General features: G+C 66.5%; 12 protein-coding genes. 3 read left to right on the top strand and 9 right to left on the bottom strand.

The annotated features are described in order from the left end of the window. Positions 1-2 precede the first annotated feature (2 nt). The 9 genes from rarD to HMPREF9006_RS06505 all read right to left on the bottom strand — a co-directional run bounded on the left by rarD (position 3) and on the right by HMPREF9006_RS06505 (position 7,362). Entirely contained in the window at positions 3-953 is a 951-nt protein-coding gene (rarD, locus tag HMPREF9006_RS06545; protein WP_009212788.1) for an EamA family transporter RarD, read from the bottom strand. A gap of 113 nt (positions 954-1,066) precedes the next feature. Continuing rightward, positions 1,067-1,546 (bottom strand): hypothetical protein, encoded by a 480-nt coding sequence (locus HMPREF9006_RS06540; RefSeq protein ID WP_009212787.1) that lies wholly within the window; start codon positions 1,544-1,546, stop codon positions 1,067-1,069. Then, positions 1,543-2,853: a C2 family cysteine protease gene (locus HMPREF9006_RS06535; RefSeq protein WP_009212786.1), complete on the bottom strand. Its 1,311-nt coding sequence runs from the start codon at positions 2,851-2,853 to the stop codon at positions 1,543-1,545. The genes HMPREF9006_RS06540 and HMPREF9006_RS06535 overlap by 4 nt, the downstream gene beginning before the upstream one ends. Positions 2,854-2,866: 13 nt before the next feature. Further along, on the bottom strand, positions 2,867-3,163 hold the full coding sequence (locus tag HMPREF9006_RS06530; protein WP_009212785.1) for a hypothetical protein: 297 nt from the start codon (positions 3,161-3,163) through the stop codon (positions 2,867-2,869). A gap of 200 nt (positions 3,164-3,363) precedes the next feature. Continuing rightward, entirely contained in the window at positions 3,364-3,582 is a 219-nt protein-coding gene (locus HMPREF9006_RS06525; protein ID WP_009212784.1) for a hypothetical protein, read from the bottom strand. Between the two features lie 331 nt (positions 3,583-3,913). Next, positions 3,914-4,123, bottom strand: a complete 210-nt coding sequence (locus HMPREF9006_RS06520) for a cold-shock protein (RefSeq protein WP_009212783.1) — start codon at positions 4,121-4,123, stop codon at positions 3,914-3,916. Positions 4,124-4,299: 176 nt separating this feature from the next. Beyond that, positions 4,300-5,127, bottom strand: coding sequence for an ABC transporter ATP-binding protein (locus tag HMPREF9006_RS06515; RefSeq protein ID WP_009212782.1), 828 nt, complete (start codon positions 5,125-5,127; stop codon positions 4,300-4,302). After that, positions 5,124-6,152, bottom strand: coding sequence for a FecCD family ABC transporter permease (locus HMPREF9006_RS06510; protein ID WP_009212781.1), 1,029 nt, complete (start codon positions 6,150-6,152; stop codon positions 5,124-5,126). Before HMPREF9006_RS06510 ends, HMPREF9006_RS06515 begins: the two co-directional genes overlap by 4 nt. 82 nt (positions 6,153-6,234) lie before the next feature. Beyond that, positions 6,235-7,362: an ABC transporter substrate-binding protein gene (locus HMPREF9006_RS06505; protein WP_034231329.1), complete on the bottom strand. Its 1,128-nt coding sequence runs from the start codon at positions 7,360-7,362 to the stop codon at positions 6,235-6,237. Between the two features lie 177 nt (positions 7,363-7,539). Here HMPREF9006_RS06505 and HMPREF9006_RS06500 point away from each other — a divergent pair, with 177 nt between their 5' ends. The 3 genes from HMPREF9006_RS06500 (at position 7,540) to HMPREF9006_RS06490 (ending at position 12,111) form a co-directional block, all read left to right on the top strand. After that, entirely contained in the window at positions 7,540-8,826 is a 1,287-nt protein-coding gene (locus HMPREF9006_RS06500; RefSeq protein ID WP_083806949.1) for an MFS transporter, read from the top strand. 104 nt (positions 8,827-8,930) lie between these two features. Then, positions 8,931-9,863: a 5'-nucleotidase gene (locus HMPREF9006_RS06495; protein WP_009212778.1), complete on the top strand. Its 933-nt coding sequence runs from the start codon at positions 8,931-8,933 to the stop codon at positions 9,861-9,863. A 121-nt stretch (positions 9,864-9,984) separates the two neighbouring features. Then, positions 9,985-12,111 (top strand): ABC transporter ATP-binding protein, encoded by a 2,127-nt coding sequence (locus tag HMPREF9006_RS06490; protein WP_034232229.1) that lies wholly within the window; start codon positions 9,985-9,987, stop codon positions 12,109-12,111. The last annotated feature ends 166 nt before the right edge of the window (positions 12,112-12,277 follow it).

Genomic DNA, 12,277 nt, shown 5'->3' with positions numbered 1-12,277 from the left:
GCCTAGGCGTCGCGGACGGTGCGCGCCAGGCGCCTGGTCCGAATGGAGGTCAGCGCCCAGTCGGCGCTCAGGCACGCCAGCGCCACCCACACGATGCCCATCGCAATCCACCGAATCGTGGGCACAGACTCGTGGAAGATGAAGACGGCGACGAGGAGCTGCAGGGTCGGGCCCAGGTACTGCAGGAAGCCCATCGTCCCCAGGGTGAGGCCTCTCGCCGCCGACGCAAACATGATGAGCGGGATCATCGTCAGCGCCCCCGCGCCCACCAGGAGGGCCAGGTGAACCATCCAGGAGGTCCCAGCCTCGTCGGAGGAGGCGATCGTGTGGAAGGACGTGGAGGACGTGGCCGCGAGGTACGCGTAGTAGCCCAGCAGGAGGGGCGAAACGGCGGCGGTTTCGATCGCCATCCCGGCCAGCGGGTCGACGCGCGCGGCCACGTCCTTCTTCACCAGGGAGTACAGGCCGAAGGTGAGGGCGAGCGTGAGGGACGTGATCGGGACGGAGCGCTGGCCGACGACGAGGATGAGGACCGCTAGGGCGCCCAGGCCGAGCGCGATCTTCTGGATGGGGGTGATGCGCTCGCGCAGCACAATGAGGCCGAGCGCGATCGTCACGAGGGGGTTGATGAAGTAGCCGATCGCCGCGTCCGTCGTGTGGCCGGCGAGGACCGCGTACACGTACACCGACCAGTTGACGACGACGAGCGCGCCGGCGACCGCGAGGCGCCACAGGGCACCCCGGTCGGCAATCAGCGCGCGCACCTTCCCCAGGGACCCCGTGACGGCCAGGGCCGCCAGGCAGAAGACGAGGCCCCACACGGCCCGGTGGACGATCACCTCGACGGCGCCCGCGGGGGCGAGCCGAGAGAAGTAGAGGGGGAAGAAGCCCCAGATCACGTAGCAGGAAATGCCGAGGGCGAGCGCGCGTGGTTCGTTCTTCTGGGGGCTCATTCCACCAGTTTACGGATACTCCGTCCGTGGATGCCCAGCCGATACGCGCCGCGGTCTACACGTGAGAAAAAACGTATGCGCGCCGGGTGCGCGTCTGAGGTGTGTGGCTGCTGTTAGTGGCCTTGTTGCGCGTAGTCGTAGATGGTGAAGGTGGGGTCTGGGTCGAAGCAGAATGTTGCTTTTCCTGGGTTGGGGGTGAACCAGACGATGTCGGAGTGGGCTTCCTTGAGGGTGAAGGTTCCCACCCCTTCGACGGTGGTGCTGTCACCTCGATGCAGATTCTTGGCATGGGCGAGCGGATCGGTGCTGTCAGTGTCGGTGCTTACGGACAGCCCGAACGAAGCAACGTCGTGTCCCATGTAAACTTCTCCCCTGCTGCCCATGTAGATCGCACGGCCATCGGCGAGGGTTCCTAAGGAAAAGGATCGTTGCTTGTCGTATGGGGTGAGGTAGTACTTGCCGGTGCAGGCGTTGCCCGTGGAACGTTCTTTCCAGGGCCAGGCGTAGGCGATGTGGGCGTAGGTCCAGGCCACGGCGAAGACCAGCGCGAGGATGCCGGCGACGGCGCGCTTGCGCGGAGGGTTGACGGTCATGGGATCTGCCCCACCGTGACGTCGCCGAAGTTGGCGTAGAACTCATCCCAGCTCATCGTGAAGGTCGCTCCCGTTCTGCTGCCACTGTTACCGCTGCGATCGTTGTGTCCCCAAGGGTTGATGAGGGTCACGCCGTTCTCATCTGCTGCGGCCACCGTGTAGACGTGGCTGGAAGCGATCGTAATATCCTCTCGGCTGCCGTTAGCGGTGACCTGCGCGTCTCCGGCAAATGGGCTGGACTCGGCGACAACGGGCCTACCTGTCGTGACTGCGTCAATGGCTGCTGTCTTCAGGCTTTCTCGGTTGATACCAAGATTGACGGTCGGATACGTCGCTTTGCCGGAGATGTCCCCCATGGTCAAGGCCGACAGGCTCCCGGAGGCTCCCCAGGTGGGAATCTTCCCGCGCGTTCCACCCATGTGCGACTGGACGAAGGCCTTTTCGAAGATGGAACCGAGGTCAGCGTTGCGGCTCTTCCCGGCGGTGTCGCCATGCTCCAGTACGTCCTGGACGAACACGCGCTTGTGGTTTCTGTCGAATCCGGGGAAGTCCACGTAGAACCCGTCCACCTTACCGTCGGCACCGTAGTGCGGGGTGATGAGGCTCGCCAGATACCTGCGTCCCGCCTCGGTCTGGTTGTAGGCGTTGAGGGAGGCCAGCAGGTGGCAGTCGCCGATGCGACCCTGATCGATATCGAAGAGGGAAGACGATGGGTCGCTTAGTCGCGCGAGCATGTCTGCGAGCTCTTGCTGAGTCAGGGAACGTGTATCCCCGTAGTCGACGTACCTGGCTGCGCCATCTTCCTTGTGGATGTCCTCGGGCGTGAAGTACAGGGCCTCCCTGAGTGAGGCCCCGGTGTTCAGTGCCTCCTCCGACAAAGTCATCTTCGCCTCGTCGTAGCGTCCCTGCAGGTAGGACAGTTCCTCCTCGATGGCGGCCTCCTGCGTTGCCCGGTCGGCGGGGGTCATCGCCTGGTACTGCGCCCACAGCTCGTCTGCCCGGGCCCGAATGCCGTTGACCGAGCCGATGACCCACTCGAGCGTGAAGTAGTAGCTCTTCAGCGCGTTCGCCGCCTGAAGGGTCCCGTCCTCCCAGATGCCGATCTCGCGTTTCTCGGCGTCCGCGCTGGTGACGAAGGCGTCCCTGGCCAGCCCCGTCCACTCGTCGCACCTGCCGATGACTGTGTTGACGCCCGTGTACAGCTCCCCGATCTGGCGCGAGCGATTCCTGATCTCGTTCTGACACGACCAGATCGAGCCCAGATCCCCCGTCACAGCCGGAAAGCGCTGCGAAAACCCTACCGCCATGATTCCCTCGTTTCTACAGCTTGGAGCGAAGCGCCGCAAAGACCGTCGCCGCCTCGTCGTCGGTGTCCTCTGTCGCGTACGCGGTGATGTGCAGACCGCTGGCACTGCTGTTGAGCCACTCCCGTGTGGCCTGACCGCGCTTGTTGTACATGGTAGCGAAGTATGACAGCGCCTCCTCCACGGCGTGATCGCCGCAGTCGAAGGAGTCCTCGCACTTGGTGAGTCCCAGCTCCGATATTCCCTCGGCTAGCTGGCTCATGTCGCTCGACGCCTGCTCCAGCTTCTCCGTGTTCATTGTGAAGCCGCTCATCGCATCCTCCTTGATGTCGGGGTTAACAGACGAACTTTAGTGGGAGACGCCATATTGTGCAAATGTCCTTATGGGGGCGGTGGTGAGCGGTGCAGATATGAGGTCGCGAAGCCTCAAGAAGGCAAAGAAAAAGCGCGACACCTCGGCGGTGTCACGCTGGCGGGGGAGGGGCGCGCGATACTCACGCGCCCCGCGGCGTCTCAGGCGCGCGTGCGAGCGATCGAAATGATCGCGGGGGAGACGATCAGGGCGGTCAGGGCGACGACGACGGCCAGGACCATCGAGGACACGGAGGCGACCTGCAGGGCGGCGACCACGCCGAGGGCGGCGAGGAGGACGACGAGGGCGACGAAAACGGAAGCCGAGGTGGTGGCCTGGCTCATGGTGGGGGCGGTCTCGGCCTTGACGATGTGATCCATGGGGTTCTCCTTCAGAGTGTCTTCGCGCGGATGCGCGAAGCGCGCCCCGCACGCCAGCGTGTTGTGTGGGCCGGTCGGCCCGCGCCGCCCAGGGGACGGCATCAAAAAACGGGGCCGACCTGCGTCGCCCCCGTTGGTGCAGTACCTATTCTACGGCGTGTCGCCATCGCGGTCCATAGCCGCAAGGCGCCTTGTAAGACACTGCACAGTTGTTGAATAAAGAAAAGGTAAAAGACCGTTATCGCAAGGGAATACCGTGTCGCCCGATGGGGCGGATCGCCTCGCGTCATACAGGTGTGCCCGAGTGGATGAACCACCCGGGCACACGATGTCACTCAGCTCGTGCAACATCCGTGGCTTGGGGACCCTTCGGCCCCTCGATCGCCTCGTACTCGACCCTCTCGCCCTCCATGAGAGTGCGGCGCCCAGATTGGCCGACGATGTTCGAATAGTGCACGAAGACGTCAACGGAGCGGTCATCGGGGGTGATGAAGCCGAAACCTTTGGCGTCGTTGAACCATTTGACGGTCCCGGTAGTCATGGGACCTCCTTCGTGTTCGCCCCGCTGGCGGGGCACCGATCGGACCCGCCTGCGGGGCCGACGTGATCTCGCTACCAAGCGATCGGCGCCTCTCACGCGCCTTTCGCGCAGTGCGCGCAACCACCCCATTACGGTACCGCACTCGGAAGAATAATGTCGCTGACCTGCACAAATTGCTACCGGGGCGACTGGTCCGCGGGCCGCGCGCCCGCGTCGGATAGGCGCACCGGCACGATGGCCCGCACGTCCTCCCCCTCGAAGGGAAGGCTGCCGATCGCCACGTCCACGCCGAACACGGCGGCCAGGGTGTCCTCGTGCATCACGGAGTGAGCGGACCCAACCACGGCCTCGTGAGTGGACGAGAAAAGCGCCACCTGGTCCGCGACCCGCAGGGCGTGAGCGGGGTAGTGGGTGTTCATGATGACCGCCAGCCCCCGATCCTTCACGAGGCGCTCCAGGAGTCCCAGGACGATCAGCTGATTGCGGAAGTCCAGGCCGGTCTCGGGCTCGTCCAGCACGAGGACGCGCGGGTTAGCGACGAGCGCGCGGGCAATCAGGATCATCTGGAACTGCCCGCCCGACATGGTCGCGCACGGCATCCCCGCCAGGTGCGAGGCACCGACCTCCTCCAGAACATCCCGGGCCATCGCCTCCTCGCGGGGTCCCGGTTGGGCGAGCGTGCGCATGTGGGGAGCGCGCCCGACCATGACCATCTCGAGGCCGGTCAGGGCAACGTTGGACGCGTGACGCGCCTGGGGAACGTAGGACAGGATTCGCCCGAGCGCTCGCGTCGACATCGCGCAAATGTCCGTGCCGTCAACGAGGGTGCGCCCCCGATCCCACTTTTGCAGGCCGATCATCGTGCGCAGCAGCGTGGTCTTCCCCGCCCCGTTCGGCCCCAGGACCGCCAGCAGGGAGCTCTCCGGAACCGTGAAGCTGACGTCGCGCAGGATCGGGGCCGGCGCGCCCGGATAGGTGAAGGTCGCGCCCTCAACGCTGATCATCGCGCCCCTCCCGTCCGACGCAACAGCACGATAAAGAAGGGCGCCCCGATGATGGCCGTGAGGATCGAAATCGGAATCTCCGAGGCCGACAGGGAACGGGCCAGAGTGTCGATGACGATCATCAGGGCAGACCCCAGCAGAGCCGACACCGGAATGACCGCGCGGTTGTTCTGTCCGCACAGCATGCGCGCGCAGTGCGGCACCAGCAGGCCCACCCACCCGACCTGGCCGCACATCGATATCACCGAGGCGGTGATGACCGTCGACGCGACAATCAGGACCGCCCGCATCAGGGAGACGTTCACGCCGGCGGTGCGGGCCTCGTCCTCGGACAGGGAGAGAATGTTGAGCTGCCAGCGCAACGCCACGATGACGACGATGCCCCCGATGATGAAGGGTGCCCCGAGCGCGATCTGGCGGTAGGTGACCGCCGCCAGGGACCCCATGAGCCAGTAGGTGATCTCCGGGAGCTGGCTGGTCGGGTCGGCCGTCAGCTTGAGCAGCGACAGGACGGCGTTCGCGAGGGCAGAGACGATGACGCCGCCCAACACCAGCGTGATGACGTTGAACGACCCCGTCCGGGTGCGGGCGATCGCCGTCGTGAAGGTCATCGTCGCCAGGCCTGCCCCCAGGGCGGCGGCCTGCACGCCGATGAGGTTCCAGTCGAGCAGCAGCGCGATCACGGCTCCGACGCAGGTTCCGGCCGCAACCCCCAGCGTGTCCGGGGTCGCCAGGGGATTGGAGAAGAGCGACTGAAACGACGCCCCGGCCACCGACAGCCCCCCGCCGATGAGGATCGCCACGATGATGCGGGGGGCGCGCAGGTCGAAGACGACGGAGTTGACGCGCGGGGACACTGCGGGACCGCCCGCGAAGCGCGCCCGCAGGGCGGCGATCACGTCCTCCAGCGAGACGGAGAACCGTCCGATCAGCATCGCCGCGGCGGCGCAGGCCACGATCAGGGTGACCAGGGTGGGGATCACCCAGACGCGCAGCCTCCCGTTCCTGGTCAGCAGTGACTTCATGGTGTCCTCTCCCCGGCGAGCCGGGAGCTACACGCGTGACGGAGCCCCGGCCTCGTTGATTGAGCGAGGCCGGGGCCCAGCGTCAGGAGGCGTCGGGGTTGACGATTCGTCGGGCCTGCTCGTCCGTGAGCGTGAAGTTATACATCTTCTGGTAGTAGTCCTTCGTGATGGTCACGAGGTCCACGTCGGAGAACTGGTCGGGGTACAGCGAGGCTCCGATCCAGTTCGCGACGATCGGGGCATCCGGGTTGGGAGTGAACCAATTCCACATCCCCAGCCCGGTGGAGTAGACGCGGCCGCTCTTGACCGAGGACAGGGTGGAGAGGTCAACGCCTTCGACCGAGTTGGTCAGGACGGAGTTCGCCGTCATGTTCGACATGCCCTTTCCGGTGACGAGGAGGACCTGGGGATCCCACGTGAGGACCTGCTCGAAGGTGACGGGCGTGTGCGAGGTGTCGGTGTCGCGCGAGACGTTGACGTAGTTCAGCGAGTCGGCCCATTCGTTGGTGAACCAGCCGTCCTTGCCGCCGGCGACCGCGAGCTGCCCGTCGGCCGCGCCCATGAGAACCATCGTCGAGACCCTCTGGTCCTCGGGGACCTTGGCGGTGCGCGCGCGGGCGTCGGCAATTAGGTTCTGACCCAGAGCAATCTTGTCGGCCATGTGGCCGTCCTGGTTGAAGACGTCCTCGAGGAGCTCCATCCACTGCGTGTAGGTGTCGGAGGGGTTGCCCATCGTCGTGAAGCCGACGGCGGGAATCCCGGCCTTGCGGAACATCTCGCCGTGCTCCTTGTTGAACGCGTTGTACAACACGACGTCAACGTTGAGGTTGAGCAGGGCCTCGGCGTTGAGCTCGCCCTTGTCGTAGTAGCTGGTGTCCACCTGCATCATCTCGGGAGCCATCTCGGCGGCGATCGTCTGGCTCATGGCCTTGACTCGTGCGGCGCTCATACCCACCAGGTAGGGGGCCTTGCCGTCGAAGTAGGCCAGGTAGGTGGATTCGATGGGGATCTGGTCGATGGCGACGCGAGTGACCTTCTCGGGCAGGGTGACCTCGTTGCCTCCGTGGTCGGTGATCGTGCGGGTTGCCGAGGCTCCCGTCTCCTGGATGGTTGCGTTGGACTGAGCGCTTCCCCCGGCGCCCGCGCAGGCGGAGAGGGCCAGCGCGGCTGCGGCCAGGAGAGTTGTCAGTGTAGCGAGGCGTGTCTTCATTGTGCCCTCTCGTGTCTCGGGGAATACGAGGGAGATGCTACACAACATTAGGTGAACCTCACAAGAGTGATCGCGACATTATGACGCGGTGTGATATCCGGCCCCGGTCGTGTCGGCTCGGCGGTCGGATCGCTCGGCCCGTTGACTGATAGGAAACGCCCCGCTACCCTCGTGTGAGTGACTCCAGACACCTCGTCGCCCGCGCTCGTCAGCGCCTCCGGACGTAGCCTCGCACCGAACTGGTGGGCAGTGGTCGCTTTGATCTGGAGCGGCCAGGCGTTTTCCATCATCACCAGCGGCGCGTCGGGGTGGGCGATCATCTGGCACGTCACCACGACCGAGGGCTCGGCCCTCAAGCTCGCCATCGTCATGGCCCTCTCCCAGCTTCCCCTCGGGCTCCTGGCCCCGCTGGGCGGCGTCGCCGCCGACCGCTACAACCGGCGCACCGTCATGATCATCTCCGACCTGGGTGCGGGTGGAATGTCGCTCGCGCTGGGGGCGCTGGCATGGCTGGGACATGGGAGCTTCGCCCTCATATGCCTCTTCGCCGCGCTGCGCAGCTGCTTCCAGGCATTCCACTTCCCAGCGATGAGCGCGGCCATGCCGATGCTGGTCCCCGAGAAACACCTCATGCGCGTCAACACCCTCGACCAGGCCATCGGATCCATCGCCAACATCGGTTCCCCCGCCATCGGCATCGCCCTCTACACCGCCTTCGGGCTTCCCTACACCCTCGGCCTGGAGTTCGTGGGGGCGCTCCTGGCGGTCGCCGGACTGGCACTTGCGAGGATTCCCTCCGTCGAGGCCGAGATGCCCCCAACCATCATGGGGCAGATCCGCGAGGGCTGGCGCGCGCTGAGCGCCAACTCGGGCCTCGTCTACCTCATCGTCGCCCTCACGGCCGGCATGATGGTGTTCGAAGCGCTCGCGGCGGTCTACCCGCTGATGGCGCAGCAGTACTTCGGAGCCGACGGGGCAATGGTGTCCGTCGCCGAGGCGATCACGGGCACCTGCATGCTCCTCGGCGCACTCATCATGATGGCCTGGGGCGGGGGCAAGCGCCTCGCCCTGCTCATCAGCGCCACGACCGTCGTCGTCGGCCTTCCCTTCGCCGCCGTCGGTCTGCTCCCGCGCGGCGGCTTCTGGGCTTTCGTCGCCCTCATGGGCTTCGGATGCATCTTCCTGGCGTGGTTCCACGCCCCCCTCATGACCCTCATCCAGAGGCACGTCGGGGAGGACAAGGTCGGTCGCGCGCTCGGGTTCTTCCAGCTGATGCTCGGGTTCTCGATGCCCGTCGGCATCGTCTTGGGCGGCGCCTTCGCCGAGAAGATGGGAGGCCCCGTCCTCTTCACCGCCGCGGGAATCTTCTTCTGCGTCGTCGGTGTCGTCATGTACGCGATCCCCCACATCCGCGCCCTCGACACCCCCGTGCCTGCCGCTCTTCCTCTCGACGAGGAGGGTTAGAGCCTCGCGCGGCAGGACCCGGTTGCCGCGAAGCCCCAGGTGTGCGCGGGCGCCTATACCCTTATCTCAAGGACAAGAGGCCCGCGAGCGGAAGGAAGGACGCAATGCCCGGGAAACTGGATCTGGAGCGCGCCCTCGTCGTTGGTGTTGCCTCCAGCGCCCTCTTCGACCTGTCGAAGTCGGACGCCGTATTCCGTAATGAGGGCGAGGAGAAGTACCGCGCGTATCAGCGCGAGAACCTCGATGAGGTCCTAGAACCGGGGGTCGCCTTCCCCTTTATTCGGCGCCTCCTGGACCTCAATGACCTCTCCGAGGACGAGCGCCTGGTCGAGGTGGTCATCCTGTCGCGCAACGACCCCGAGACGGGAATGCGCGTCATGCGCTCGGTTCAGCACCACGGGCTGGACATCACGCGCGCGATCTTCATGCAGGGCCGCTCCCCCTACCGCTTCATGGAGCCGCTGCGCATGTCCCTGTTCCTCTCGGCCAACGAGGACGACGTCCGCGAGGCGATCGGCCTGGGCTTCGCGGCGGGACATGTCGTGGGCCCTGGAGTAGACGACGACGGGGGAAACGACCTGCGCATCGCCTTCGACTTCGATGGCGTCCTGGCCACCGACTCGGCCGAGCAGGTCTATCAGAAGGGCACCCTGGAGGAGTATCAAAGAACAGAGACGGCACTGGCCGATGAGGCACTCCCCAAGGGGCCGATGGCAGGTTTCCTCGGGAAGATCAACCGAATCCAGGGAATTGAGGACGTCAGAAGCGTCGACGACCCGGGTGGCTACCAGCGAAGGGTCCGCGTCGCGGTCGTGACGGCGCGCAGCGCCCCCGCCCACGAGCGCGCCATCAACTCGATCCACCAGTGGGGCTTGCGCGTCAACGACGCCTTCTTCCTTGGTGGTGTCGACAAGGGCCCGATTCTGGCCGTCTTGGAGCCGCACATCTTCTTCGACGACCAGCGCCGCAACATCGACACGACATCGCACCTAGCGCCCAGCGTCCATATTCCCTTCGGCGAACTGAACGGGGCGTGAAACCAGCGCCCCCTCGATTCTCTCCCCGACTCGAAAGGGAGAGGCACAGGCTCACCGAGTAACGCGAGGGATGCCCGGCACGGCGCTCGCAGATCGGGGCGGGGCCTGGGACACTAGGGGCATGAGCTTCACCGCGCGCGACGCCCGCCTCCTCACGCCCGTCGAGGTAGCGACCGCCGGCGCGCTCTCCGGACTCGCCGTCACCTTCGGCCTGATCGCCGCAGTGACCCCCGTCTTTCAGCTCTTGTTCCAGGTCGCTACCGCGGTCCCCCTCGCCATGGTGTCCCTCAAGCTGCGGCCACGCGCCTCAGCGGCCGCCTTCGCCTCCACGGTGCTCCTTGCCATCGCCGTCGGAGGATTCGCCACGGCCGGACGGTGCTTTCAGGCCGCGCTCGTCGGCCTCATCATCGGCTTCCTGCACCGGAAACGAGCCTCCTGGCTGAGCGTGGGCGCGGTCGCAGTCGGCCTCGGCCTCGTCTGGGGCATCGGAACAGGCGTGGCCTTCTGGCTCCTGGCCGACCTGCGTGCCCTCGGCCTCGAGAGCATCCAGAAGATGCTCGACGGACTCCTCTGGCTCATCGGCCACATCCCCCACTCCGGTGCAATCGTCGACGCCGGGCACACCCTCGGCCAGTGGATCGTCGACGCCTGGTGGGTGTGGATTCCCATCACCCGCTTCGTCGGCGTTGCCTTCCTGGTGCTCGCAGCCCGATGGCTCCTCGTGGCCATCCTGCGTCGCATCTCCCTCGACACCGGATGGGACCCCCTCGCCAATGCCCCCGCCGCCAACACCGTCGGCGACGACGCCCCCTCCTCCCCCCTTCCCCTCGCCCTGAACGACGTGAGCTTCACCTACCCGGGGGCCCAGCAACACGCCCTGCGCGGCGTCACCATCAGCTTCGAACGTCCCGAATACACGGTCATCGTCGGACACAACGGCTCGGGCAAGTCCACCCTCGCGCTGCTCCTCGCCGGGGCCGAACCGGGCGAGGGGACGCGCACGGGAGGCGGTGGCCTCGGAGCCGTCGGCGGGAGTGCGCTGGTCGGCCAACGCTCCGAGCTCCTCGTCCTGGGACAAAATGTCGCCGAAGACGTCACCTGGGGCATGAGCGACCAGGAGACGCGCGACCTCGACCTCGATGACCTCCTCGAACGGGTCGGGCTGGCCGGCCTGGCCGACGCCGACCCGCGCTCCCTCTCCGGTGGCCAGCTTCAAAGACTCGCACTCGCGGGGGCCCTCGCCCGCTCGCCCCGCCTGCTCATCTCCGACGAATCCACCGCCATGATCGACCGGGCGGGGCGCTCCGAGATGCTCAACCTCCTCTCATCCCTACCCCAGCAGGGAATCGCGGTCGTCCACATCACCCACGACCCCGCCGAGGCCGACCGGGCCGACCGCGTCATCACGATCGAGCGCGGGCGCATCCTCTCCGACGAGCGGCCCGCGTTACTGGGCCCGGCTCCGCGCGACGAGGCGGTGTCGGAGGAAGGCGCACCAGCGCCCCCCACGACCCCCCGACCGCCCCGAGAGACGCCCACTAGCACACCGGCGCTCATCAACGCCGAACACCTCTGGGCCGACCGCGTCGCCCACACCTACGACCTTGGAACCCCCTGGGAGAAACCCGTCCTCCACGACGTCACCCTCATCCTCGACCCCGGCCAGGCCATGCTCATCACCGGCGACAACGGCTCGGGGAAAACCACCCTCTCAAGGATCCTCGCGGGACTTCTTGTGCCCACCTGGGGAAACGTCACGCTCGGCTCCAAGCCCATGGAACGCAGGATCGGTGACGTCGCCCTCTCCATGCAATTCGCCCGCCTCCAGCTCCAGCGCCCCTCCGTGCGCTCCGACATTCTCGCGGCCGCCGGACACGGCCCCCGCGTCGGCGCGCTATCGGCGCGGCGCAAGGACACCCTCGCCCGGCAGGAGGCGGATCGCCTCGTTGCGCAGGCCATGGACCTGGTCGGGCTCGACCCCGCGCTGGCCTCACGAGGCATCGACGACCTCTCCGGAGGGCAAATGCGCCGCGTCGCCCTCGCGGGCCTGCTCGCCGCGCACCCCCGCGTCCTCATCCTCGACGAACCAATGGCCGGACTGGATAGGGAGTCCCGAGACCTGCTCGTCTCCGTCCTGAAGGAACGCAGGCGCGCCGGACTGTCCATCCTCGTCATTTCCCACGACCTCGAGGGCATGGACTCCCTGTGCGACACCCACCGTCACCTCTCCCAGGGGGTGCTCTCATGATCGAACCTCACTCCGCGTGCGGGGCGACCGGACCCGGCGGCGGCGCCACCGAAGGTCGCTTCTCCACCACCCCACCCGGCCCCGGCGAGACCGCCCCCCGCCCCAAGCCCCGCAGGCGCTCCGGCTTCCCCCTGCCCCGCCCCCTCCGTGGTCGACGCCGCTGTCG

It is taken from the genome of Actinomyces sp. oral taxon 180 str. F0310 (assembly GCF_000185285.1).
Lineage (GTDB): Bacteria > Actinomycetota > Actinomycetes > Actinomycetales > Actinomycetaceae > Pauljensenia.
The sequence above is the reverse complement of the archived record's forward strand: the minus strand, read 5'-3'. Positions and strand labels throughout refer to the sequence as shown.

Coding starts and splice junctions, on each gene's coding strand:
- rarD (WP_009212788.1), bottom strand. CDS start 953: ATGAGCCCCCAGAAGAACGAACCACGCGCGCTCGCCCTCGGCATTTCC.
- HMPREF9006_RS06540 (WP_009212787.1), bottom strand. CDS start 1,546: ATGACCGTCAACCCTCCGCGCAAGCGCGCCGTCGCCGGCATCCTCGCG.
- HMPREF9006_RS06535 (WP_009212786.1), bottom strand. CDS start 2,853: ATGGCGGTAGGGTTTTCGCAGCGCTTTCCGGCTGTGACGGGGGATCTG.
- HMPREF9006_RS06530 (WP_009212785.1), bottom strand. CDS start 3,163: ATGAGCGGCTTCACAATGAACACGGAGAAGCTGGAGCAGGCGTCGAGC.
- HMPREF9006_RS06525 (WP_009212784.1), bottom strand. CDS start 3,582: ATGGATCACATCGTCAAGGCCGAGACCGCCCCCACCATGAGCCAGGCC.
- HMPREF9006_RS06520 (WP_009212783.1), bottom strand. CDS start 4,123: ATGACTACCGGGACCGTCAAATGGTTCAACGACGCCAAAGGTTTCGGC.
- HMPREF9006_RS06515 (WP_009212782.1), bottom strand. CDS start 5,127: ATGATCAGCGTTGAGGGCGCGACCTTCACCTATCCGGGCGCGCCGGCC.
- HMPREF9006_RS06510 (WP_009212781.1), bottom strand. CDS start 6,152: ATGAAGTCACTGCTGACCAGGAACGGGAGGCTGCGCGTCTGGGTGATC.
- HMPREF9006_RS06505 (WP_034231329.1), bottom strand. CDS start 7,362: ATGAAGACACGCCTCGCTACACTGACAACTCTCCTGGCCGCAGCCGCG.
- HMPREF9006_RS06495 (WP_009212778.1), top strand. CDS start 8,931: ATGCCCGGGAAACTGGATCTGGAGCGCGCCCTCGTCGTTGGTGTTGCC.
- HMPREF9006_RS06490 (WP_034232229.1), top strand. CDS start 9,985: ATGAGCTTCACCGCGCGCGACGCCCGCCTCCTCACGCCCGTCGAGGTA.